Origin of the sequence: Umezawaea beigongshangensis (assembly GCF_016464305.1) — a bacterium.
Classification (GTDB): Bacteria; Actinomycetota; Actinomycetes; order Mycobacteriales; family Pseudonocardiaceae; genus Umezawaea_A; species Umezawaea_A beigongshangensis.
Genome location: NZ_JAEIOJ010000014.1, coordinates 76,410 through 97,722 on the forward strand (window position 1 = coordinate 76,410; position 21,313 = coordinate 97,722).

Sequence of the window (21,313 nt, forward strand, 5' to 3'; positions counted from 1 at the left end):
CACATGGGTGAACGAGGACGTGCGCGGGTCGCGGCCGCGCTGGGTCGCTGGGTCGAGCCGGAGGAGGTGCTGGCGCGCGGGCGGGCCCTGCGGGAGGACGTGAGCCACCGGGAGCACCGCCACGTGCGGCTGGCCGCCGACCGGCCGTCGATCGTCGAGCACGTGCGGGCGAGCAACGCCGGACGGCTGCCCGACCTGGTTCCGCTGCGCGTCGGCCGGATGCTCGCCTCGCCCTTCGCGTTCTTCCGCGGCACCGCCGGCCTCATGGCCGGCGACCTCGCCGCGAGCCCCCGCAGCGGTCTCGACGCGCAGCTGTGCGGGGACGCGCACGCCGCGAACTTCGGCCTCTACGGCACGGCCGAGGGCCAGATCGTCATGGACGTCAACGACTTCGACGAGACGCTGCCCGGCCCGTGGGAGTGGGACCTCAAGCGGCTCGTCACGAGCCTCGTGCTCGCCGGGCGCGAGGGCGGTGTGTCCGACAAGGGCTGCCGCGACGCGGCCGAGGACGCCGTGCGCGCCTACCGGGGCGCGATCCGGCACCTCGCGAAACAGCCCTTCCTCGACTCGTGGACGGCGCTGGGCGACCAGTCGGTGCTCAGCAGGGTCAAGGCGAAGGCGCTGGTCGACGACTTCGCGAAGGCCGCGGACAAGGCGCGGCGCAACACCAGCGCGCGGGTCGCGGCGAAGTGGACCCGCCGCGACTCCGACCAGCGGTGGCGGTTCGTCACCGATCCCCCGGTGCTGACCGGGGTGACCGACGAGACCGCCGACGCGGTCGTCGGCGCGCTGCCGGGGTACGTGGACACGCTCCGCGAGTCGCGCCGCAACCTCATCATGCGCTACGGCGTGTCCGACGTGGCGTTCCGCGTGGTGGGCACCGGCAGCGTCGGCCTGCGCGCCTACCTGGTCCTGCTGCACGGCAACGGCGACGAGGCGCTGGTGCTCCAGGTGAAGGAGGCCAGGCCCTCGGCGCTCGCCCCGCACCTCGGGGTCGCTCCCGCCAAGCACGAGGGCAAGCGCATCGTGCACGGCGCGCGCCTCGTGCAGGCCGAGACGGACATCCTGCTGGGCTGGACCACGATCGAGGACAGGCCGTTCATCGTGCGGCAGTTCCGCAACCGCAAGGGCGAGATCGACGCCACGACGCTGGAGCACGACCGCCTCGACGACTACGGGCGCTTCGCGGGCGCGCTGCTGGCCCGCGCCCACACCCGGTCGCTCGACCCGCGGCTGCTCGCCGGGTACTGCGACGCCGACGGCTCCGACCTCGACGAGGCGTTCGCGAAGTACGCGCTGGACTACGCCGACCGCACCGAGGCCGACCACTCCGAACTCGTGGCGGCGGTGCGCGCGGGCAGGTTGCAGGCGTTGATCGAGGACTGAGCGGGTATGCACCCGTCGTGACGGATCTCGGGTGGGTAGGACTGATCAGACACGGTGAGAGCACGGGCAACGTGGCCAGGGAGGAGGCCGAGGCCGCGGGGCACGAGGTGATCGACATCTCCGACCGCGACGCGGACGTGCCGCTGTCGGACCAGGGCGAGGACCAGGCGCGGGCGGTGGGCCGCTGGATCGCGGAGCTGGACCCCGCGCTGCGCCCCGACGTGGTCGTGGTGTCGCCCTACCGGCGCACGTCGGACACCGCGCGGCTCGCCCTGGCCGAGGCTCCGGGGGTCGACCCGGTGGTGGTCGTCGACGAGCGGCTGCGCGACCGCGAACTCGGCGTGCTCGACCTGCTGACCGCGGGAGGCGTGGCCGCGCGCTACCCCGAGGAGCTGGTGCGCAAGCAGCGGCTGGGCAAGTTCTACTACCGGCCGCCGGGCGGCGAGTCGTGGGCCGACGTGGCGCTGCGGCTGCGCGCGCTGCTGGGCGACGTCAGCGCCGAGCACCGCGGGAAGCGGGTGCTCTTCTTCGCCCACGAGATGACGGCGTTCCTGCTGCGCTACCTCCTGGAGGGGATTCCGGAGCCGGAACTGCTGGAGATCGCGCGGCGCACCGTCGTGGCCAACGGGTCGCTGACGGAGTGGGAGCGCGACGGCGACGGCTACCGGCTCACCAACGAGCACGGCGCGGAGCACCTGCGCGAGCACGGCACCCGACCGACGGAGAGCGAAGATGAGAGCACACGATCGGCCTGACCCGACGCCCGTGACGCCGGCGCTGCTGCGCGAGTGGCGCTACGAGTCGGCTCCCAGCGGCACGGTCCTCGTGGTGGGCGGGGCGCGGCAGGTGCCGGGCGCGGTGCTGCTCAGCGGGATCGGCGCGCTGCGGGCCGGCGCGAACACGCTGCAACTGGCCGTCGTGGAGCGGCACGCCTCCGCCCTGGGCCTGGCCGTGCCGGAGGCGATGGTCCTCGGGCTGCCGGAGACGGAGTCCGGCGCGGTCTCGGCGGAGGCGCTCGACGTGCTCGCCGACGTGCTGCCGGACGCGCGGTCGGTCGTGATCGGTCCCGGCCTGACCGAGGTCGACGAGACGGCGGCGCTGCTGGAGCGGCTGCTGCCCGAGATCGGCCGGGAGACCTCGGTGGTGCTGGACGCGTTCGCCCTCGGCGCGGTGAGCGCGCACCCGGAGCTGGCGAAGCCGGTGGCCGGGCGGATCGTGCTGACGCCCAACACGACGGAGGCCGCGTTCCTGCTGAACCGCCCCGGCGAGCCGGTGGACGACCTGGTGGGGGCCGCGCTGGAGATCGCCGAGCGCTACGGGGCGGCCGTCAACCTGATGGGCGTGGTGGCGGCCCCGGACGGCCGGACGTGGCGCGACGGCACGGGTCACCCCGGCCTGGGCACGTCGGGCAGCGGCGACGTGCTGGCCGGGCTGACCGGCGGTTTCCTGGCCAGCTCACCGGATCTCGCCCAGGCGGCCTGCTGGGCGGGCCACGCGCACGCGATGGCGGGTCAGCGGCTCATCCCCCGCACCGGGATGCGCGGCATCCTGGCGCGCGAACTGCTGGACGAGGTCCCCGGCGTGCTCGTGGAGCTCCAGCTCTAGGCCGTTCTCCACGAAGTCCGCGGCGGGGGCCGGCCGCGCCGGGCGGGCCCCCGCCGAACGCAGACTCCCGAAGCGCGCCCTAGCGGGCGCGCACGACGCGCGACTCGTCCCAGACCGGCTCGGCGACCTCGGTCACGACGCCGTCCGAGCGGAACAGCAGGAACCGGTCGAACGACTTGGCGAACCAGCGGTCGTGGGTCACCGCGACGACGGTGCCGGTGAACTCGTTCAGCGCGGCCTGCAACGCCTCTGCCGAGGCGAGGTCGAGGTTGTCCGTCGGCTCGTCGAGCAGCAGCAGCGTCGCACCCGACAGCTCCAGCAGCAGGATCTGGAACCGCGCCTGCTGCCCGCCCGACAGCGTCTCGAAGCGCTGGTCACCGGTGACGCCGAGGCCGTAGCGGCCGAGCACGGACATCGCCGCGCCGCGGTCCAGGCCCCTGCGCCCGTCCTCGCCGTGCCACAGCACGTCCACGAGCGTGCGGCCGACCCACTCCGGGTGCTGGTGGGTCTGCGCGAACAGGCCGGGGACGACGCGGGCGCCCAACCGGCACACGCCGCTGTGCGCCACCTCCGCCGACCCGCCGAGCAGGCGCAGGAAGTGGCTCTTGCCGGAGCCGTTGGAGCCGAGCACCGCGACCCGGTCGCCGAAGAAGATCTCGGTGTCGAACGGCTTCATCAGCCCGGTCAGCTCCAGGCCCTCGCAGACGACGGCGCGCACGCCGGTCCGCCCGCCGCGCAGCCGGGGCGCGACCTTCTCGTCGGTCGGCAGTTCCGGCGGTGGACCGGCCTCCTCGTACTTGCGCAGCCGGTTCTGCATCACCCGGTACTTCTGCGCCATGACCTCGCTGATCGCGGCCTGGACGCCGAGGGTGCGGACCAGCTCCTTCAACCGCGCGTGCTCCTCGTCCCAGCGCCGGTGCAGCTCGGCGAGGCGTTCGATCCTGGCACGCCTGGCCTCGTGCCAGGTGCCGAAGGAGCCGGTGTGCACCCACGCGGAGTGCGCCTCGACGGTGACGACGTGCGTGGCCGCCGTCGCGAGGAGTTCGCGGTCGTGGCTGACCAGCAGGACGGCCTTGCCGGTGGCCGTGAGCCGCTCCTCCAGCCAGCGCTTGCCGGGGACGTCGAGGTAGTTGTCCGGCTCGTCGAGCAGCAGCACCTGCTCCTGGCCGCGCAGCAGCGCCTCCAGCACGAGCCGCTTCTGCTCTCCGCCGGAGAGGGTCCGCACCTCGCGGAAGCGGGCGCGGTCGTGGGGGACGCCCAGCGCGGCGACGGTCACGGTGTCCCAGAGCACCTCGACGTCGTAGCCGCCGTGCTCGCCCCACGCGGCGAGGGCCTCGGCGTAGCGCATCTGGGTGGGCTCGTCGTCGGTCTCCATGAGCGCGAGCTCCGCCGCGTCCAGCTCGGCGGCGGCACGGCGCAGCGCGGCGGGGGCCACGGCGAGCAGCAGGTCGCGCACGGTGCTCTCGTCCCGCACCGATCCGACGAACTGCGGCATCACCCCCAGCCCGCCGACCACCTGCACGCTGCCGGTCGTCGACTTCAGCTCGCCGGAGAGGATGCGCAGCAGCGTCGTCTTGCCGACGCCGTTGGCGCCCACCAGGGCGACCACCGTGCCGGTGCCGACCTTGAACGACACGTCCCGGAACAGTTCACGGCCGTCCGGCAGGCGGAACGCCAGCCCGTTCGCTTCGAGGAAACCCACGGTGGCTCATGGTCGCCGTCCGGGCTCCACAAAGCGAATCGTCGTCGTGTCAGGTCCAGGTGAACCCGCGCAGCAGCATCGCCACGGCCGCGCACCCGAAGCACGCCAGCGCGGCTCCGACCGGACCGAGGACGAGCAGGAGGACACCCAGGACACCGAAGGTGGCGGCCAGGGCGATGTGCAGCCACGAGCCGTGCGGGCGACCGACCACCAGCGTCTGCGCCAGGGCCGGTTCCTCCATGGCCAGCATCCGTTCGATCTCCGAGAGGCTCTGGCGTTCCGATTCACTCAGCATCGACGTCCTCCTACCGGGTCGCTCTGGTCGCGGATACCCCCGCTGACCGCCGGGTATTCACCCGCTTCCGACATTCCGCCGACGGCGGGAACACCGGGGCGGCGGCCGGTGGCGTCAGCCACGGGCGCGGGACAGGGCGACGAGCCGCGACACGGCGCGCAGGTACTTCTTGCGGTACCCGCCGCGCAGCATCTCGTCGGTGAACAGCGCCGACAGCGGCTCGCCCGACACCGCCACCGGCACGTCGCGGTCGTAGAGCCGGTCGCCGAACGCCACCAGGCGCAGCGCCACGTTCTGATCCGCCGCGGCGTGCACCCCGCGCAGGTGCACCAGCTCCACCCCGTCCACGAGACGCCCGTACTTCGAGGGGTGCACCGTCGCGAGCTTCGCGCACAGGTCGTCGAAGTCGTCCAGGGTCGATCCCGGCGTGCTCTCGGCACTGGCCAGCAGTTCCTCGTCGGTCATCGGAGCGGGCGCCTCGGGAAGCCCGCGGTGCCGGTAGTCGGGGCCGTCGACCCGCACGACGTCGAACTTCGCGGCCATCGACTGGATCTCGCGCAGGAAGTCCGCGGCGGCGAAGCGGCCCTCCCCCAGCTTGTCGGGCAGCGTGTTGGACGTGGCGGCCACGCACACCCCGGCCGCGGTCAGCTCGCGGATCAACCGGCCGACGATCATCGTGTCGCCGGGGTCGTCCAGCTCGAACTCGTCGATCGCGAGCAGCCGGTGCCCCGACAACCGCTGCACGGTCCCGGCGAAGCCGAGCGCGCCGACCAGGTTCGTCAGCTCCACGAACGTGCCGAACGCCTTGGGGCCGGGCACGCTGTGCCAGACGGACGCGAGCAGGTGGGTCTTGCCGACGCCGAACCCGCCGTCGAGGTACAGGCCGGGCTTCACGTCGCCGGTCGAGCGCGAGCCGGAGAACAGCGAGCCCCACCAGCTCCGGCCACCGTCCTGCTCGGCGATCCGCCCGGCGAACTCGCGGCACGCGGTGACGGCTGCGGCCTGCGAGGGCTCGCCGGGGTCGGGGACGTAGGTGTCGAACCGGACCGCGTCGAAGTGCGGCGGCGGCACCATCGCGTCGACGAGTTCGTCCGCCCCGATCCGGGGATCTCGATCGGACAGTCGCGGGGCGGGCATGGCGAGAGCCTATCCGCGTGCTGGGATGGGGTCGTGCAGATGTTGTGGCCACCACCCGGCGCTGAGACCACCGACACATCCGACCTGGAGCGTCTCTACGACTACCCGGACGACCTGGACCGGCCGTGGGTGCAGGTCAACTTCATCTCCAGCCTGGACGGCGCGATGAGCGTCGCCGGCCGGTCGGCCGGGCTCGGCAACGCCGCGGACAAGAAGATCTTCGCACTGGGCCGCGACCTCGCCGACGTGGTGCTGGTCGGTGCCGGGACCGCGCTCGCCGAGGGGTACCGGGGAGTGAGGGCGGGAGAGGTCAGGGCGGAGCGCAGGGCGCGGCTCGGCCTGTCGCCGGTGCCGCCGATCGCCGTGGTCACGGCGCGCTGCTCGCCGACGCCGGAGTCGCTCCTGATCGCCGACACCTCGGTGCCGCCGATCGTGCTGACCTCGGAAGCCGCGCCGCGGGAGCGCCGCGACGCGCTCGCCGCGGCCGGAGCCGACGTGGTGGTGGCCGGGGAGGAGACCGTCGACCTCCCGGCGGCGCTGCGCGCGCTCGGCGAGCGCGGACTGCGCCGGGTGAACTGCGAGGGCGGCCCGCAGCTGCTGGGTGCGCTGATCGCCGCGGACCTGGTCGACCAGCTGTGCCTCACGCTGGCCCCGCTGCTGGCCGGCGGCGACTCGGGCCGCATCGCGCGCGGACCGCTGCCCGACGTGCCGAGGACCGTGCGGCTGGAGTCGGCCCTGCACCACGAGGACGACGAGGTGGGCGGCGCGCTGATGCTGCGCTACCGGCGGACCCGGTGACCCGCCGGTGACCACCGGGGCGGCGCGGCGCGAGGACACCGACGCCGTCCTGCTCGACGCGGCGGCGCTCGGTGACCGCGCCGCGTTCGACGAGCTGGTCCGCCGCCACACGCCGCGCATGCACCGGGTGGCCCTGCGCGTCGTCGGCGACGCGGTGGAGGCCGAGGACGTGGTGCAGGACGCGTGGGTGGCGGTGTGGCGCGGGCTGGGCCGGTTCCGGGGCGACGCGGCGGCGTCGACGTGGCTTCACCGGGTGGTGACGAACGCCGCGCTGGCGCACGTCCGCCGGCGCAGGCTCACCGTGCCCCTGGACACCGTGCTCGACGCGGCCGCGGCCGACGCGGGCGACGGGCCGGAGCGCTCGGCCGTGCGCAACGAGACTTCGCAGATCGTGCTGCGGGCCGTCGCCACGCTGGAGCCGTCGCAGCGGGCGCCGCTGGTGCTGCGCGAGCTGGAGGGCATGAGCTACGAGGAGGTGGCGGCGGTGCTGGGCGTCCCGGTGCCCGCCCTGCACTCGCGGCTGCACCGGGCCAGGGCGTCCCTGCTGTCGACGCTGCGGGAGCTGCGGTGAGGTGACGCGCCACGGCCGGGCCGGGGACGTGGGAAACGGTGCCCCAAACCCCTCGTTCGGGTGAAGCTGCGACAGATGCGGGCCACTGGCCGCATCTGACCCGGTGCACACCGAGCGCAGGACCGGAAGGACACCTCCCCGTGGCGCAGAACAGCGTGATCAGACCGGAGTCGACGGACGTGCGACCGGCCGGGCCCTCCCGGCTCGCCGACGAGACGAGCCGGGGCAGGACGACCGTCGCGTCGTCGGCGGTGCGGGAGGTCGCGGGAACCGCGGCCCGCGAGATCTCCGGCGCGGGCACGGCGGTCACGTCCGGCGTCGCGGCCGAGCACGGAGAGGAGCGCTGACGATGGACGTCACCCAGACGGGAGTCCAGGCCGGGCTGCTCCTCGGCCTGGCCGCCACGTTCGGCTTCACGGCCTTCTTCGTCACGCTCGCCGTGGGAGTCATCGGCCTGATCGTGGGCCGGGTCCTGGACGGCCAGCTCGACCTGAACGACCTGATCGGCCGAGAGCGCGAGCGGTGACCGTCCGGGAGGAGCGCGGGCGGCCGGAGGTCGGTTCCGAGCTGGTGCGCCGCGCGGCCGACCGCGTTCCCGCCACCCTCCGGACGGCGCGCGGCACGACCGTGCGGTGTCCGGCCGCGGCGCGGACGCGGACCCGTCGGTCGCACCGGCGCTGCGCCACCCCGTCGCCTTGCGCGACCGGGTGCGGCGGTGCGGCGGTTCGCCTGCGGCCGTCGGTGGCGACGGGCAGTATGTGGGCGTGCCGCTACCGCTGACCCCGCCCGTGCAGCCCATGCTCGCCACGTCGGTCGACGCGATTCCGCTGGACGACCCCGGCCTGGTCTTCGAGCCCAAGTGGGACGGCTTCCGCTGCCTGGTGTTCCGCGACGGCGACGAGGTCGTGCTCCAGTCGCGCAGCGGCAAGCCGCTCAACCGCTACTTCCCCGAGGTCGTGCAGGCCGTGCTGCGGCAGCTCCCCGAGCGCGTGGTCCTGGACGGCGAGCTGGTGGTGGCGCGCGACGACCGGCTGGACTTCGACGCCCTGGCCGAGCGCATCCACCCCGCCGCCAGCCGCGTGGCGCTGCTGTCGGCGCAGTCGCCGGCGGCGTTCGTGGCGTTCGACGTCCTCGCCCTCGGGGACCGCGTGCTGCTCGGCGAGCCCGCGACGGCGCGGCGCGAGGTGCTCACCGGGCTGATCGAGCCGGGCGGCACCGTCCACCTGACCCCCGCCACGACCGACCCGGCCGTGGCGGCCGAGTGGTTCCAGCTCTTCGAGGGCGCCGGGCTCGACGGCGTGATCGGCAAGCCGGCGGCCGAGCCGTACGAGCCCGGCAAGCGCACCATGATCAAGGTCAAGCACGCGCGCACGGCCGACTGCGTCGTGGCCGGGCTGCGCTGGCACAAGGACACCGAGCCCGGCACGGCCGTGGGATCGCTGCTGCTCGGCCTGCACGACGAGGCCGGCGTGCTGCACCACGTCGGCGTCGTGGGGTCGTTCCCGGCCGCCGAGCGCAGGGCGCTGGCCGCCGAGCTGGCCGGGCTGATCACCGACGGCGAGCACCCGTGGATCGGCGAGCACGCGGAGGACGGGCGGCGGCTGCCCGGCGCGATCAACCGGTGGCGCGGCAAGCACGCCGAGTGGGTGCCGCTGCGTCCCGAGCGGGTCGTGGAGATCCGCTACACGCAGACCGAGGGCGCGCAGCCCGCGCGGCTGCGGCACAACGGGCAGTTCGCGCGCTGGCGGCCCGACCGCGAACCGCGGTCGTGCGGCTACGACCAGCTCGACCAGCCCGCCCGCTACGACGTGGAGTCCGTCCTGCGCGGCGAGGTCAGACCCGCCCGCTGACCGGGTCGCTCACCGAAGTCTCACCTGGTCCGTGCGACGCTTCCGGCGGAGAACCCACCGCACCGAGAGCGAGGACCGCCGTGTCGCGACGCCGTCGCGCCGCCCTGCTGCTGCCGGTCCTGGCGCTCGCCGCGACGACCGCGTGCAGCGCAGGGCCCTCGACCCGTCCGGTGATCGCGGTGCACGGCGACGAGGGCGGGCCGACCACGGCCGCACCGCCGTCCGGCACGCAGCCGATCCCGCCGCTGGAGGAGTACCAGGAGGGCAGCCTCGCCTGGGCGCCCTGCACGGACACCACCCGGCTGCGCATGGGCGACCGGGCACCCGACGGCGGCCAGGACTACGAGTGCGCGCGGATGCCCGTCGTGCTCGACTCCCCCAGCAGGCCGGGCCGGGGCACGCTGAACCTGGCACTGCTGCGCGTCGGCGACGGCCGCACGCCCCTGGTCGTGGTCGGCGATCCCGGTGGGGAGCCCGGCACGCTGCGCGCCGCCCGCCTCGCCGCCTCGCTGCCGCCGGAGCTCCTCGACGCGTTCACCCTGATCGGTCTCGACCGACGCGGCACCGGCAAGTCCGACGGCGTGCAGTGCGTCCCGGCGGCGACCCGCGCCGACATCCTGGAGTTCGACCCCGCCGACGCGCAGCAGGACGACCTGCTCGACGCCGTCGGCGAGGCGAGCCAGGAGTGCGTGCTCGACCTGGAGAACCGGCTGACCGCGCTCGACTCGTGGCGCACGGCGGCCGACCTCGACCGGCTGCGCGACAACCTGGGCGTCAGCAGGCTCAACGCGATCGGTCTCGGCGACGGCTCGCGGGTGCTGACGATCTACGCGAGCCGCTTCCCCGAGCACGTCGGCCGAGTGGTCCTCGACGGCCTGCCCGATCCGACGACCGACGTGATGGCCTCCGCCGAGGCGCGGGCGGTGGCCGCGGAGAAGACGTTCGACGCGTTCGCGCGCGACTGCGTGGTGCGCTCGTGCTCGCTGGGCGCCGACCCGAAGGCCGCGCTGCTGGGCCTCGTGGACCGGGTGCGCTCCTCGCCGGTGCGCGGCGAGGAGCTGGACCTGACCCCCGGCACGGTGCTGAACGCCGTGCTCACCGGGCTGGCGGACCGCGAGCACTGGCCCGAGCTGGGCGACGCCATCGGCAAGGCGGGTTCCGGAGACGCGAGCGGCCTGCTGGCCCTGATGTCCCCGCTGGTGACGGACCTGGACGACAACCCGCCGCGCCTGGACGCCACCATCGTGACCACGTGCAACGACACGGCGACACGCATCCCGCCCGAGCGGGTGGCCACGATCGGCGAGGACTGGGCGGACAAGCACCCGCTGTTCGGCGCGGTGTTCGCCCGGCAGCTCCTGGTGTGCGGGCCGTGGCCGGTGCCGGTGCAGACGAAGATCGAGCCGGTCACGAGCGCTCCCCCGGTGCTCGTGCTCAGCACCGCAGACGACCCCGTGACGCCCGGTCAGGGCACCGAGCGGGCGGCGCAGCAGCTCCCCGAGGGCGTCGTGGTGAGCTGGCAGGGCGGCGGGCACGGCGCGCTGACCCGGTCCGAGTGCGCCACGCGGGCCGCGAGCGGCTTCCTCACCGACGGCCGGACCCCGAAGAGCGGCACGGTCTGCCCGCCCTGATGGGCGGCGGCGGAGCACGAGGGCGGCCCACCGCGCGGTGGGCCGCCCCGCTCCGTCACGTCAGCAGCTCGTGCAACACCCGCAACCGGGGCCGGTGCAGCCGGAACAGCAGCCGCACCCGCTCAGGTCGGGCTTCTGCACGATCTTCACGTATACCGCCATGATGGTCTTCTCCCGTGAGGTCAGCGGATCGGCTCAGCTCCTCCACCGTCCGCCCGGTGAGGCGACCTGACGACTTCGTCACCCGATCGCCCGGGCAAACCATCAACACGAACCAACGCGGCGGTGCCACAGCGTCAGCCGGACAGCTCGTCCAGCGCGCGCTGCGCCGCCTCCAGTTCCGCCCGGAGCTGCTCCACCCGTGCCTGGTGCTGCTCGCGCGCCGCGCTCAGCACCGCCTCGACCGCCTCGGCGACCTCCGGCGGGAGCAGCCGCGCGGCCTGCGCGACCGCGGAGGCGGGCACCGACGCCCCGCGCACGGTGCGCTTGGTGCCCTGCGTCACGTCCGCCGTCCACTCGCCGTCCGCGGTCGAGCTGAGCGTCACCGTCACCTCGGCCGACTTCGGCTGCTTGCGCGCCACCGGACGAGCCGGGCGAGCGGGAGCCGCCGCCTGCGGCGCCGGTGCGAGCTTGCGCACCGGTTCCGGCGGCGGGGCCGGGACGTACGGGTGCTCGACGACCGTCTCCTCCCGCACCGGCTGCTTCACCGGCGCGGGCGCGGGCGCGGGCGCCGGCTTCTTGCGGACCGGCTTCTCCAGCGTCAGCTCGGCCGGTGAGAACGAGATCTCGTCCCGCGAACCGGTGGGGCGGACCTGGATGAAGTCCCCCTCCTCCGGCTCGGTGAACGCGATCACCTTCGCCGACTTCCCCGCCTCGACCCCGACCGCGGCCGTGGTGAACCAGACGGTCGGCGGGCGGCCCGCAGCGAGCTCCGCACGCAGGTGTTCGAGATCCTGCGGTGACAACGAGCTCTGCTTCGCCATCTGTCCCTCCAGTCGACTGTTCCTTCGTCCGTCGACGTGAACCATGCCCTACGACACCGACAGTTCCACGCCCGGTAGCCGTTCAGAACGCACGAGTTGAGCGTTCGGGCACCACGAGTTGAGCGTTGAGGCACCACGGGTTGAGCGTTCGCGCCGACCGCGCGTCCGGTGTGGACGGTGCGCGGAACTCAGGCGTCGTCCTCCGAGCCGTCGGACCGGACGTGGTACTCGCAGCCGTACTCGACGGCGTACTGGAGGTCGTAGTGGTGCACGATCTTGGGACCGCTGTGCAGGTGCACGTGGGTCATCGTCGGCCTGGGATCCTCGGGCGCCCGCTCCAGCGAGTCCACCCGGCCGTCGAGCGGCCCGCCGACGAACCGCACCACGTAGGTGTCCGTCATCCCGGCCTCCGCTTCTTCGACATCCACCGACTCGGTACATGGTACGAGTCCGTCCGACACAGGGCTCTGATCAGCGCGGACATCCATCCTGTTGGCGCAGGCACCACACCCGCCCCGTGCTCAGCCGAACCGGGACCGCCGATCGGCCGGTGCGGCGAGCGCCCGTTCGGAGGGCTCCGGCGTCTCCCGCGGGTACCGGAGGTGGTTGCCGCGGAGGTGCGGCAGCGCGTGCGCGGGCGGCTGGCGGGGCAGCGCCTCGTCGAGGTCGCACCCGCGGGCGTCCAGCGGGGCGCGGCGGGCGGCCCGGTCACCGCGAGCGACGAGGACACCGGTCGGCGACCGCGTGCGCGGGCAGCGAGCCGTCGGCGAAGCGCCGCACGTCTGCGCTCACCCGGAGGTGGGCTCCGCGGGGCCGCGCCGCGCACGGCAGGAACGGCAGGGCTCCGCGCCGACCGACGTCCTCCTCGGTCGACGCGGAGCCCTGCCGAGCGTTCTACTGGAAGATCACGTCACTGCAGAAGTAGTACGACTGGTCCAGGTGACTGGCCTGCCAGATCGTGTAGACGATGTGCCGCCCGGAGCGTCCGGGCGCGGTCACGCTGATCTGGGTGTTGTTCGCGGGAGCCGTCCTGCCGACCTGCGCCCGCAGTTCCAGGTTGCCCCAGCCCAGGGCCTGCGTCGTCGGGTCGAACCCCTGCCTGGTCACGTAGACCCGGTAGTAGTCGGCGCCGTGCAGTGCCTGGTCGTGGACGTTGACCGTGAAACTGGTGCTCTTCGTGACGGCCTGCCAGGCACCGACCTTGTCCATCGCGGCGTAGCGCCCGTTCTGCGTGCGCCCGGCGCTGCACAGCTGCCCGTCGGGGATCGCCGCCTGGTGGTTGCCCGCGACGCCCTCGCGGTACAGCCCGTTCCAGTTCCACATGGCGTTGGAATCGGCCTGCCACGCCTGCCAGCACATGGGGTCCCTGGTCGCCATCGCGGGGTTCTGGAAATCGCTGCCCCAGCGCTGGTGGCACCCGTAGTTGCGCGCCGGTGGATCGGTGGCCGAGCCGTGCGCGGACGCGCTGCCCGCGACGACCGAGGTCAGCAGCGCGAGCACGCTCACCGCCACCGCCAGCACGCGGAACACCGGTGATCTGCGTGAGAAGGACATGAACACCGCCAGTCTTCGGATCGGATCTTCTCCACACCGGCGGCGGAACGCGAACGGGCGGAACGCACACGTCGCGCGTCGTTGCGGACTGTTCGGGAGCGCTCCCAGGTCAGCACTGTAGCGAGCCGGACACCCGGTGTGAACCCGTCGGTGACATTCCACGTGGGGTCACCTCGTGCAGCACGGCCGCCCAGTAGCCTGTCCGACCGTGGACCTGCTGCCGCTCGCCGAGTACGTCGCCGGCCTGGATCGCAAGCGGACCTCGGCGGGCGTGCTGTTCCGCGACGAGCGGGACCGCGTGCTGCTCGTGGAGACGACCTACAAGCCCCAGTGGGAGATCCCCGGCGGAGCCGTGGAGGCCGGAGAGGCCCCGTGGACGGCGGCGGTCCGCGAGGTCGAGGAAGAACTGGGGATCTCCCGGCCGCTGGGCGCGCTGCTGGTGATCGACCACGTGCGGGCCAGCGGAGCCATGCCCGAGGGACTGGCCTTCGTGTTCGACGGCGGCGTCATCGCGCAGACCGAGGTGGACGGCATCGACTCCACCGACCCCGAGGTCCGCTCCGTCGCCCTGAGCACGCTCGCCGAGGCCGAGGCGCTGCTCAAGCCGACGTTGCACGCCAGGATCACCGCCGCGCTGCACGCCGCGCGCTCCGGGACGCTCGTCCTGTGCGACGCCGGGCTGCCCCGCCACCCGTAGACCTACGGCTTGCGGGCCTTCGACGGCTGCACGCGCGACGGCTCGCCGGGCATCTTCGGGTGGTCCGGCGGGTAGGGCAGGTCACCGAGGCCGTCGCGGGCGTACCACTCCAGGAGCGGCTCGATGCCGTGCGCCGTCGCGTCCAGGTCCGCCCAGGCGTCCCCGCGCTCGGCGAGCCACTGCGGGGCGGTCAGCACGTCGAAGTCGTCCGGGTCGACCGCGGCCAGGTCGTCCCACGTCACGGGCGTCGACACGGTGGCGCGCGGCGTGCCTCGCACGGACCACGCCGAGGCGATGGTGCGGTCGCGGGCGGCCTGGTTGTAGTCGATGAAGACCTTCTCGCCGCGCTCCTCCTTCCACCACGACGTCGTGACCTGCGTCGGCATCCTGCGCTCCACCTCGCGGGCCAGGCCGATCACCGCGTGCCGGACCTGCACGAAGTCCCACTCCGGGCGGATGCGGACGAACACGTGCACGCCACGACCACCCGAAGTCTTGGGAAAGCCCACCAGACCGGCCGAGTCGAGGACCTCGCGCAGCACGCCGGCGACGCGGACGGCGTCGCGGAAGTCCGTGCCGGGCTGGGGGTCGAGGTCGACGCGCAGCTCGTCGGGGTGGTCCACGTCCGGACGGCGGACCGGCCACGGGTGGAAGTCGAACGTGCCGAGGTTCGCGGCCCACGCGACGACGGCGGGCTCGGTCGGGCAGACCTCGTCGGCGGTGCGGCCGGACGGGAACGTGATGCGGGCGGTCTCGACGTACTCGGGAGCGTTCTTGGGCACGCGCTTCTGGTAGAACGCCTCGCCGGTGACGCCGTCGACGTAGCGCTTGAGGGTGGTGGGCCGGTCGCGCAGGACCTTCAGGAGCGGATCGGCGACGCTCAGGTAGTACTCGACGACCTGGCGCTTGGTGATGCCCCGGTCGGGGAAGTAGAGCTTGTCCGGGCTGGAGACGCGGACCGCCCTGCCACCGACTTCCAGCTCGATGTGCTGTGCCACCCGCGCAGACTAGAGCAGAATCAGAGCATGTGCCGAAGCATCAAGACGCTCCGCCCGCCGTTCGCGGACGAGGCGACGGAGCAGGACGTGCACGCCGCCGCGCTCCAGTACGTCCGCAAGATCTCCGGGTTCCGCGTCCCCGCGAAGCACAACGCGGAGGCGTTCGACCGGGCGGTCGAGGCGGTGGCCGCGGCGACGGCCGAACTACTCGCGACCATCGAGGTTCGCGGACGCCTTCAGTAGTTCCAGGCCGTCCACGAACGCGGTGAGCGCCAGCTCGAAGCTGTCCCGGTCCAGCTCGTCGGCGACGGCGGGCAGCAGGTGCGCCTTGTCCAGGTGCGGGAACCGGTCGCGGTAGACGGACTCGTCGGTGGAGAAGCCGCTGCGGAACGAGCTCAGCGCCGCGCCGAACACCAGGTACATCAGCGACGCGGCGATCATCGTGGCGTGCCGCCGGGGCCAGCCCGCCTCCAGCAGGCCGCCGTGCACGGCGTCGAGCCGCGCCAGGGCGTGCTCGCGGCGGGCGGGGCCGTAGGCGAGGAAGGGCACGATGTTGGGGTGCGCCGACAGGGCCGCGCGGTAGGAGCGCGCGCAGTCGAGCAGGCCGCCACGCCAGTCGCCGCCGGTGAAACCGGAGACGTCGACCTTCTCCAGCACCTCGTCGACGACCTCCTGGAGCAGGTCGTCCTTGGTGGCGACGTGCCCGTAGAGGGAGGGTGCGCGGACGCCCAGCTCCTGGGCCAGCCTGCGCATGGACAGGCCGTCGAGACCCTCGCGGTCGATGATGAGCAGAGCGGCGCTTCTGATGCGGGAGCCGCTCAGCTTCGGAATGGTCGGTCGCGGCACGTCCGCTCCCCTTGCCATCGGTTCGGCGACGAGCCTACGTTATACCTAACGCCGTTCGGTTTAGGAGGTCTGGCCGGTGGATCTGCGCATCTCCGACGAGCACGAGCAGTTGCGGGAGCTCGCCCGTCGGTTCACCGAGGAGAAGATCGTCCCCCACGCGCTGGAGTGGGACCGCGCCGAGGCGATCGACCGCGCGCTGGTCCCCGCGCTGGGCGAGGTCGGCTTCCTCGGGCTCGGGATCGACGAGGCCCACGGCGGCTCCGGTGGCGACAACCTCGCCTACTGCATCGTGCTGGAGGAGATCGCGCGCGGCGACTCCTCCGTGCGCGGCATCATCTCCGTCTCGCTCGGCCTCGTCGGCAAGACGATCTTCAAGCACGGCACCGAGGAGCAGAAGCAGCGGTGGCTGCCCGGCATCTGCGCGGGGACGGCGGTGGGCTGCTTCGGGCTCACCGAGCCGGGCACCGGCTCCGACGCCGGGTCGCTGATCACCCGCGCGCAGCGCGACGGCGACGACTGGATCATCACCGGCACGAAGATCTTCATCACCAACGGCACGTGGGCGGACGTCGCGCTGGTCTTCGCGCGCACCGGCGGCCCCGGCCCGCGGGGCATCACCGCCTTCCTCGTGCCCACCGACAGCGCCGGGTTCCAGGCCCACGAGATCCGCGGCAAGCTGGGGATGCGCGGCCAGGCGACGGCCGAACTGGTGCTCGACGGCGTGCGCGTGCCCGACTCCGCGCGGCTCGGCGAGGAGGGCGGCGGGTTCCGGCTCGCGATGTCCGCGCTGGACCTCGGGCGCATGTCGGTGGCCGCCGGGTGCGTCGGCGCCGCGCGCGGCGCGCTGGAGGCGAGCGTGGAGCACGCCAAGCAGCGCGAGCAGTTCGGCAAGCCGATCGCCGGGTTCCAGCTCGTGCAGGAACTCCTGGCCGACACGGCCGTGGAGACCGACGCGGCACGCCTGCTGACCTGGCGCGTCGCCGACCTCGCCGACCGCGGGGAGCCGTTCCGCACCGAGGCGTCCATGGCGAAGCTCTTCGCCAGCGAGGCCGCGGTGCGCGCGGCGAACAACGCCATCCAGGTGTTCGGCGGGTACGGCTACGTCGACGAGTACCCCGTCGGCAAGTACCTGCGGGACACCAGGGTGACCACCCTCTACGAGGGCACCAGCCAGATCCAGAAGTTGCTCATCGGCCGGGCGCTGACCGGGATCAACGCCTTCGCCTGACGAGTACAGCCGCTCGACGCCGATTCTGGGAGGGGAACGACCGTGGACTTCGCGCTCGACGAGGAGCAGAGGGAGATCAGGGACTGGGTGCGCACGTTCGTGCGCCGTGAACTCGTCCCGCTGGAGCCCGAGGTGCTGCGCCGCGAGCGCACCGGGCAGCCGGGGCTCACCCGCGACGAGCTGAAGGAGCTCCAGCACAAGGCGAAGGACGCCGGGTTCTGGGGCGTGCTCACGCCGGAGGAGCACGGCGGCATGGGGCTGGGCGCGGTGATGGCCGCGCTGCTGGAGGGCGAGCTGGGGCGCACGTTCGTGCCGTTCCGCTTCGGCGGCACCGCCGACAACATCCTGTTCCACGGCAACGAGGAGCAGAAGGAGCGCTACCTGCGCCCGACGATCGCCGGCGACCGCGTGTCGTGCTTCGCGATCACCGAGCCCGGCGCGGGTTCGGACGCCAAGGCGATCCGCACCTCCGCCCGCAAGGACGGGTCGGACTGGATCATCAACGGCGAGAAGACCTTCATCACCCAGGGCAACGAGGCCGACTTCACGATGGTCTTCGCGGTGACGGACCGGGAGAGGGGCGCGAACGGCGGCGTCACCTGCTTCCTGGTCGACCGGGACATGGGCTGGAAGTCAGAGCCGATCCCGACCATGGGCGAGTGGGGTCCGGCGGCGCTGGTGTTCGACGAGGTGCGCGTGCCGGAGGAGAACGTCCTCGGCGAGGTCGGGCGCGGCTTCGAACTGGCGATGCAGTGGATCGGTCAGGGCCGCTACCTGCTGCCCGCCCGTGCGCTCGGCTCCTGCGAACGGCTCGTGGAGATGGCGATCGAGCACGCCAAGAACCGCGTGACGTTCGGCGAGCCCATCGCCGAGCGGCAGGCGATCCAGTGGATGCTCGCCGACTCCGCGGTGGAGATCGAGGCGCTGCGCTGGCTGGTGCTGCACGCGGCGTGGCTGGTGGACCAGGGCGCCGACTCGCGGCAGGCGCAGTCGATCGCGAAGCTCTACGGCGGCGTCAAGGCCAACGAGATCGTGGACCGCGTGCTCCAGATCCACGGCGGCATGGGCTACACCCGCGAACTGCCGGTCGAGCGCTGGTACCGGGAACTGCGGCTGCTGCGCATCTACGAGGGGACCGACGAGATCCAGCGCCGCACGATCGCCCGCAACCTGCTCAAGGGACACGCGAAGGTGACCGGATCGCTCGGGTGACCGTTCCGCTCGACGCGGTGGGCCGGGCGACCGGTCCGGTCCACCGCTCGTGGACGGTGCTCGGCCTGCTCCGTCCACTCAGGACGAACGGCGCGGACGCCGCGTTCGCACGGCCCGTGCCGCACGGCGACGAGCTGGCGGTGACGGCGTGGCGCGAGGACGGTCGCGCGGCGATCGGCGACGCCGTCGCGGGGCCGCTCACCCCCGAGCGGTGACCGCCGCCAGCATCTGGGCGCACACCCTGGCGAGGTGCAGCCGCATCGCCTCGGCCGCGAGTCCGCCGTCCCCCGCCTCGACGGCCTCCACCAACCGGTCGTGGTCGTCCATCGACGCGTGCTGGTGCGACGGGTCCTCGTCGAGCGTCGTGCGCAGCAGCACGACCCGCTGCTGCACCAGGCGCACCTGCTCGGCGATCTGCGGGCTGCGGGCCGCCGCCAGCAGGGTCCGGTGGAACGCCAGGTCGAGGCGGTGCGGGAAGCGCGCACCGGCCCGGAGGCTGCGGCGAGACTCGGCGACGACCTCGTGCAGCGCGGTCACGTCGGCGGCCGTGCGCCGCTGGGCGGCGAGCTGGGCCGCCGCGCACTCCAGGGCGGTGCGCAGCTCGAACAGCGCGCGCACCTCGTCGGCGTCGGCCACCGGAACGCGGGCACCGCGGTGCGGGACCAGGACGAGCAGACCCTCGCTGGCCAGGTGGCGGATGGCCTCGCGCAGCGGACCGCGGCTGATCCCGAGCCGCTGGGCCAGCTCGACCTCGTTGACCCGCTCCCCCACCGGTATCTCCCCGGAGAGCACGAGCTCGCGCAGCGCCTCCACGGCCTGACCGGCGAGGCTGAGGTGCAGCGGAGGTGTCACGTGGGTCTCCAGTGCTGGCGAACGGGCGGAACCGTGTTGTTGACTGTCGACAGTTGACAGCTTAGAGGAGGCGACGTGGTCCACGAAGTGGTGGCCGAGGTCTGGCGCGGCGATTTCCTGGAGTCCGTGCACCACGGCTCGGTCGTCGCCCTGGACGCGGAGGGCGCCGTCGCGCTGTCGGTGGGCAGGCCGGGCGACGTCGCGTTCCCCCGCTCGTCCAACAAGCCCGTGCAGGCGCTGGCGATGCTGCGGCTCGGCCTCGACCTCGACGGCGAACTGCTCGCGCTGTCCTGCGCCAGCCACTCCGGCGAGGACTTCCACGTCGAGGGCGTGCGGCGGATCCTCGCGGGCGCCCGCCTCGGCGAGGACGCCCTGCGCTGCACGCCGGACCTGCCCATCGGCGAGGCCGCGCTGGCCGCGCACCTCGCCGCCGGTCGCGGCAGGGCCCCGGTCTACATGAACTGCTCGGGCAAGCACGCCGCGATGCTCGCCACCTGCGTGGCCAACGGCTGGTCGACCGAGGACTACCTCGACGTGGAGCACCCGCTGCAGCGCGGCATCGCCGCCACCCTGGAGGAGCTGTCCGGCGAGCCGGTCGGCGCGGTCGGCGTCGACGGCTGCGGCGCACCGCTGCTCGGCATCAGCCTGGTGGGTCTGGCCAGGGCGTTCGGGCGCATCGCCGGTGCGACCGGCGGGCCGGAGCGGCGGATCGCCGAAGCCATGAGCGGGCACCCCCGCTGGGTCGGCGGCACGGACCGGGACGTGACGCTGCTGATGGGCGGGCTGCCCGGCGCGGTCGCCAAGGACGGCGCGGAGGGCGTCTACGCGATCGGCCTGCCGAACGGCTCGGCCGCCGCGGTGAAGATCGCCGACGGCTCCGCGCGGGCCCGGCCGGTGGTCGTGGTGGCCGCGCTGCGGGCGCTCGGCGTGGACGTCACCCCGGTGGAGGAACTCTCCACGGTTCCCGTGCTCGGACACGGTCGCGCGGTGGGCGCGGTGCGTCCCGCGGCCAGCCTGAGGGGCTGATCCGGAGTTACATTGGTCGCCATGTCCACCCAGTCCCCCGACGAAGGCCCTCGCGGACCGCAGGGCCGTTTCGCGGACGACCTCGTCGGGCTCGACCCGGCGGACCCCGAGGCGAAGGCGTTCGCCGAGCACCTGGACCGCATCGAGCGGCAGCGCCCCGGGTTCACCGTCGAGGGCTACCTGGACGGCGTGCGGGACTTCGCCGAGTCGGCGAACCGCGCGAGCGGCCACCGGCGGCTCATGGCGGTGCTCGTGGTGGCGCTGATCCTGCTGGGCGTGCTGGTCACCGTCTGGTTCGCGCTGGGCGACATCCTCGGCGCGCTGCTCTGAGGGCTCGATCACCAGGATCTGACGACGCGCGGATTTCGGATTAGCGTTGAAGCATGGAACCTGTTGTCGGCGCCACCCCCAAGGTCGTCCGGTCGGACCAGGAGTGGCGTGAGGAGCTCACCCCGACGGAGTACGCCGTGCTGCGCCAGGGCGGAACCGAACCGGCGTGGGTCGGCGAGTACACCGACACCAAGAAGGTCGGCGTCTACGAGTGCCGGGCCTGCGGTACCGAGTTGTTCCGCAGCGAGACCAAGTTCGAGTCGCACTGCGGCTGGCCGTCGTTCTTCTCTCCGCTGGCGGCGGAGAGCGTCGTGCTGCGCGAGGACCGGGCGCACGGCATGGTCCGCACCGAGGTGCTGTGCGCGAACTGCCACAGCCACCTGGGTCACGTGTTCGAGGGCGAGGGCTACCCGACCCCGACCGACCAGCGCTACTGCATCAACTCCATCTCGCTGAGGCTCGTCGAGGAGTCCTGAGGAGTCCTGACGCGCGGACGTGGGGGGGGGGGGGGGGGCGGCGGGGCACAGGCGCCCGCCCGCCGCCCGCCCCACCCACCCCCACATCAACGCCCAACCCCCCAGGGGGCGGGGGGGCGCGGGGCCCAACAGATTG

The 21,313-nt window shown here is 73.3% G+C and carries 26 protein-coding genes; 17 read left to right on the forward strand and 9 right to left on the reverse strand.

Features of this window, described 5'->3' with window-relative positions; translation table 11 throughout:
- Positions 1-3 precede the first annotated feature (3 nt).
- The 3 genes from IMZ35_RS26345 to IMZ35_RS26355 are packed head-to-tail and all read left to right on the forward strand — an operon-like array spanning position 4 to position 2,991.
- Positions 4-1,386, forward strand: a complete 1,383-nt coding sequence (locus tag IMZ35_RS26345; RefSeq protein ID WP_199443882.1) for a DUF2252 domain-containing protein — start codon at positions 4-6, stop codon at positions 1,384-1,386.
- A gap of 17 nt (positions 1,387-1,403) precedes the next feature.
- Entirely contained in the window at positions 1,404-2,141 is a 738-nt protein-coding gene (locus tag IMZ35_RS26350; protein WP_199443883.1) for a histidine phosphatase family protein, read from the forward strand.
- A complete protein-coding gene (locus IMZ35_RS26355; protein WP_199443884.1) occupies positions 2,119-2,991 on the forward strand; it encodes an NAD(P)H-hydrate dehydratase in 873 nt (290 codons plus the stop codon). The genes IMZ35_RS26350 and IMZ35_RS26355 overlap by 23 nt, the downstream gene beginning before the upstream one ends.
- Positions 2,992-3,070: 79 nt before the next feature.
- On the opposite strand, the gene IMZ35_RS26360 is transcribed toward IMZ35_RS26355, so the two are convergent.
- The 3 genes from IMZ35_RS26360 to zapE form a co-directional block, all read right to left on the reverse strand.
- Positions 3,071-4,693: an ABC-F family ATP-binding cassette domain-containing protein gene (locus IMZ35_RS26360; protein WP_199443885.1), complete on the reverse strand. Its 1,623-nt coding sequence runs from the start codon at positions 4,691-4,693 to the stop codon at positions 3,071-3,073.
- 49 nt (positions 4,694-4,742) lie between these two features.
- The gene (locus tag IMZ35_RS26365) at positions 4,743-4,988 is read right to left on the reverse strand and encodes a DUF3040 domain-containing protein (protein WP_199443886.1); all 246 of its coding nucleotides are present in this window, start codon (positions 4,986-4,988) and stop codon (positions 4,743-4,745) included.
- A gap of 114 nt (positions 4,989-5,102) precedes the next feature.
- Positions 5,103-6,125, reverse strand: a complete 1,023-nt coding sequence (gene zapE / locus IMZ35_RS26370) for a cell division protein ZapE (RefSeq protein WP_199443887.1) — start codon at positions 6,123-6,125, stop codon at positions 5,103-5,105.
- A 39-nt stretch (positions 6,126-6,164) separates the two neighbouring features.
- On the opposite strand from zapE, the gene IMZ35_RS26375 reads away from it, so the two are divergent.
- The 6 genes from IMZ35_RS26375 (at position 6,165) to IMZ35_RS26400 (ending at position 10,975) form a co-directional block, all read left to right on the forward strand.
- A complete protein-coding gene (locus IMZ35_RS26375; RefSeq protein WP_199443941.1) occupies positions 6,165-6,923 on the forward strand; it encodes a pyrimidine reductase family protein in 759 nt (252 codons plus the stop codon).
- 7 nt (positions 6,924-6,930) lie between these two features.
- On the forward strand, positions 6,931-7,494 hold the full coding sequence (locus IMZ35_RS26380; RefSeq protein WP_307868820.1) for an RNA polymerase sigma factor: 564 nt from the start codon (positions 6,931-6,933) through the stop codon (positions 7,492-7,494).
- 140 nt (positions 7,495-7,634) lie between these two features.
- Complete coding sequence (locus IMZ35_RS26385) at positions 7,635-7,841, forward strand: hypothetical protein (protein ID WP_199443888.1); 207 nt, start codon at positions 7,635-7,637, stop codon at positions 7,839-7,841.
- A 2-nt stretch (positions 7,842-7,843) separates the two neighbouring features.
- Positions 7,844-8,020, forward strand: a complete 177-nt coding sequence (locus IMZ35_RS26390; protein ID WP_199443889.1) for a hypothetical protein — start codon at positions 7,844-7,846, stop codon at positions 8,018-8,020.
- Positions 8,021-8,258: 238 nt separating this feature from the next.
- Positions 8,259-9,344, forward strand: coding sequence for an ATP-dependent DNA ligase (locus IMZ35_RS26395; RefSeq protein ID WP_199443890.1), 1,086 nt, complete (start codon positions 8,259-8,261; stop codon positions 9,342-9,344).
- 80 nt (positions 9,345-9,424) lie between these two features.
- On the forward strand, positions 9,425-10,975 hold the full coding sequence (locus tag IMZ35_RS26400) for an alpha/beta hydrolase (protein ID WP_199443891.1): 1,551 nt from the start codon (positions 9,425-9,427) through the stop codon (positions 10,973-10,975).
- A gap of 296 nt (positions 10,976-11,271) precedes the next feature.
- Here the strand turns inward: IMZ35_RS26400 and IMZ35_RS26405 are convergent, their stop codons facing one another.
- The 3 genes from IMZ35_RS26405 to IMZ35_RS26415 all read right to left on the reverse strand — a co-directional run bounded on the left by IMZ35_RS26405 (position 11,272) and on the right by IMZ35_RS26415 (position 13,512).
- Entirely contained in the window at positions 11,272-11,958 is a 687-nt protein-coding gene (locus IMZ35_RS26405) for a DUF6319 family protein (protein WP_199443892.1), read from the reverse strand.
- 188 nt (positions 11,959-12,146) lie between these two features.
- Positions 12,147-12,359, reverse strand: coding sequence for a DUF8847 domain-containing protein (locus tag IMZ35_RS26410; protein ID WP_199443893.1), 213 nt, complete (start codon positions 12,357-12,359; stop codon positions 12,147-12,149).
- Positions 12,360-12,852: 493 nt separating this feature from the next.
- Positions 12,853-13,512: a lytic polysaccharide monooxygenase auxiliary activity family 9 protein gene (locus IMZ35_RS26415; RefSeq protein WP_199443894.1), complete on the reverse strand. Its 660-nt coding sequence runs from the start codon at positions 13,510-13,512 to the stop codon at positions 12,853-12,855.
- 208 nt (positions 13,513-13,720) lie between these two features.
- Here IMZ35_RS26415 and IMZ35_RS26420 point away from each other — a divergent pair, with 208 nt between their 5' ends.
- Positions 13,721-14,209 (forward strand): NUDIX domain-containing protein, encoded by a 489-nt coding sequence (locus IMZ35_RS26420; protein ID WP_199443895.1) that lies wholly within the window; start codon positions 13,721-13,723, stop codon positions 14,207-14,209.
- 2 nt (positions 14,210-14,211) lie between these two features.
- On the opposite strand, the gene ligD is transcribed toward IMZ35_RS26420, so the two are convergent.
- Complete coding sequence (ligD, locus tag IMZ35_RS26425) at positions 14,212-15,207, reverse strand: non-homologous end-joining DNA ligase (protein ID WP_199443896.1); 996 nt, start codon at positions 15,205-15,207, stop codon at positions 14,212-14,214.
- Positions 15,208-15,234: 27 nt separating this feature from the next.
- Here ligD and IMZ35_RS26430 point away from each other — a divergent pair, with 27 nt between their 5' ends.
- A complete protein-coding gene (locus IMZ35_RS26430) occupies positions 15,235-15,450 on the forward strand; it encodes a DUF2277 domain-containing protein (protein WP_199443897.1) in 216 nt (71 codons plus the stop codon).
- On the opposite strand, the gene IMZ35_RS26435 is transcribed toward IMZ35_RS26430, so the two are convergent.
- A complete protein-coding gene (locus IMZ35_RS26435) occupies positions 15,412-16,053 on the reverse strand; it encodes a TetR/AcrR family transcriptional regulator C-terminal domain-containing protein (protein WP_199443898.1) in 642 nt (213 codons plus the stop codon). The genes IMZ35_RS26430 and IMZ35_RS26435 overlap by 39 nt on opposite strands.
- Positions 16,054-16,129: 76 nt before the next feature.
- On the opposite strand from IMZ35_RS26435, the gene IMZ35_RS26440 reads away from it, so the two are divergent.
- From IMZ35_RS26440 to IMZ35_RS26450, 3 genes are read left to right on the forward strand one after another with little or no spacing between them, the layout of a single operon-like run.
- The gene (locus IMZ35_RS26440; RefSeq protein WP_199443899.1) at positions 16,130-17,281 is read left to right on the forward strand and encodes an acyl-CoA dehydrogenase family protein; all 1,152 of its coding nucleotides are present in this window, start codon (positions 16,130-16,132) and stop codon (positions 17,279-17,281) included.
- A 42-nt stretch (positions 17,282-17,323) separates the two neighbouring features.
- A complete protein-coding gene (locus tag IMZ35_RS26445) occupies positions 17,324-18,493 on the forward strand; it encodes an acyl-CoA dehydrogenase family protein (protein WP_199443900.1) in 1,170 nt (389 codons plus the stop codon).
- A complete protein-coding gene (locus IMZ35_RS26450) occupies positions 18,490-18,708 on the forward strand; it encodes a hypothetical protein (protein WP_199443901.1) in 219 nt (72 codons plus the stop codon). The genes IMZ35_RS26445 and IMZ35_RS26450 overlap by 4 nt, the downstream gene beginning before the upstream one ends.
- Here IMZ35_RS26450 and IMZ35_RS26455 read toward each other — a convergent pair.
- Positions 18,692-19,345: a GntR family transcriptional regulator gene (locus tag IMZ35_RS26455; protein WP_199443902.1), complete on the reverse strand. Its 654-nt coding sequence runs from the start codon at positions 19,343-19,345 to the stop codon at positions 18,692-18,694. The two genes, IMZ35_RS26450 and IMZ35_RS26455, sit on opposite strands and share 17 nt — an antisense overlap.
- Positions 19,346-19,420: 75 nt before the next feature.
- Between IMZ35_RS26455 and IMZ35_RS26460 the strand changes: the two genes are divergently transcribed.
- The 3 genes from IMZ35_RS26460 to msrB are packed head-to-tail and all read left to right on the forward strand — an operon-like array spanning position 19,421 to position 21,177.
- Positions 19,421-20,371: an asparaginase gene (locus IMZ35_RS26460; RefSeq protein ID WP_199443903.1), complete on the forward strand. Its 951-nt coding sequence runs from the start codon at positions 19,421-19,423 to the stop codon at positions 20,369-20,371.
- 21 nt (positions 20,372-20,392) lie between these two features.
- Positions 20,393-20,701: a hypothetical protein gene (locus IMZ35_RS26465; RefSeq protein ID WP_199443904.1), complete on the forward strand. Its 309-nt coding sequence runs from the start codon at positions 20,393-20,395 to the stop codon at positions 20,699-20,701.
- 53 nt (positions 20,702-20,754) lie between these two features.
- The gene (gene msrB / locus IMZ35_RS26470; protein WP_199443905.1) at positions 20,755-21,177 is read left to right on the forward strand and encodes a peptide-methionine (R)-S-oxide reductase MsrB; all 423 of its coding nucleotides are present in this window, start codon (positions 20,755-20,757) and stop codon (positions 21,175-21,177) included.
- The last annotated feature ends 136 nt before the right edge of the window (positions 21,178-21,313 follow it).

What these genes read in the sequence shown, in the direction of transcription:
- msrB (WP_199443905.1), top strand. Translation starts at nt 20,755, where the DNA reads ATGGAACCTGTTGTCGGCGCCACCCCCAAGGTCGTCCGGTCGGACCAG.
- IMZ35_RS26390 (WP_199443889.1), top strand. Translation starts at nt 7,844, where the DNA reads ATGGACGTCACCCAGACGGGAGTCCAGGCCGGGCTGCTCCTCGGCCTG.
- IMZ35_RS26465 (WP_199443904.1), top strand. Translation starts at nt 20,393, where the DNA reads ATGTCCACCCAGTCCCCCGACGAAGGCCCTCGCGGACCGCAGGGCCGT.
- IMZ35_RS26355 (WP_199443884.1), top strand. Translation starts at nt 2,119, where the DNA reads ATGAGAGCACACGATCGGCCTGACCCGACGCCCGTGACGCCGGCGCTG.
- IMZ35_RS26365 (WP_199443886.1), bottom strand. Translation starts at nt 4,988, where the DNA reads ATGCTGAGTGAATCGGAACGCCAGAGCCTCTCGGAGATCGAACGGATG.
- IMZ35_RS26345 (WP_199443882.1), top strand. Translation starts at nt 4, where the DNA reads ATGGGTGAACGAGGACGTGCGCGGGTCGCGGCCGCGCTGGGTCGCTGG.
- zapE (WP_199443887.1), bottom strand. Translation starts at nt 6,125, where the DNA reads ATGCCCGCCCCGCGACTGTCCGATCGAGATCCCCGGATCGGGGCGGAC.
- IMZ35_RS26430 (WP_199443897.1), top strand. Translation starts at nt 15,235, where the DNA reads ATGTGCCGAAGCATCAAGACGCTCCGCCCGCCGTTCGCGGACGAGGCG.
- IMZ35_RS26410 (WP_199443893.1), bottom strand. Translation starts at nt 12,359, where the DNA reads ATGACGGACACCTACGTGGTGCGGTTCGTCGGCGGGCCGCTCGACGGC.
- IMZ35_RS26375 (WP_199443941.1), top strand. Translation starts at nt 6,165, where the DNA reads ATGTTGTGGCCACCACCCGGCGCTGAGACCACCGACACATCCGACCTG.
- IMZ35_RS26415 (WP_199443894.1), bottom strand. Translation starts at nt 13,512, where the DNA reads ATGTCCTTCTCACGCAGATCACCGGTGTTCCGCGTGCTGGCGGTGGCG.
- IMZ35_RS26405 (WP_199443892.1), bottom strand. Translation starts at nt 11,958, where the DNA reads ATGGCGAAGCAGAGCTCGTTGTCACCGCAGGATCTCGAACACCTGCGT.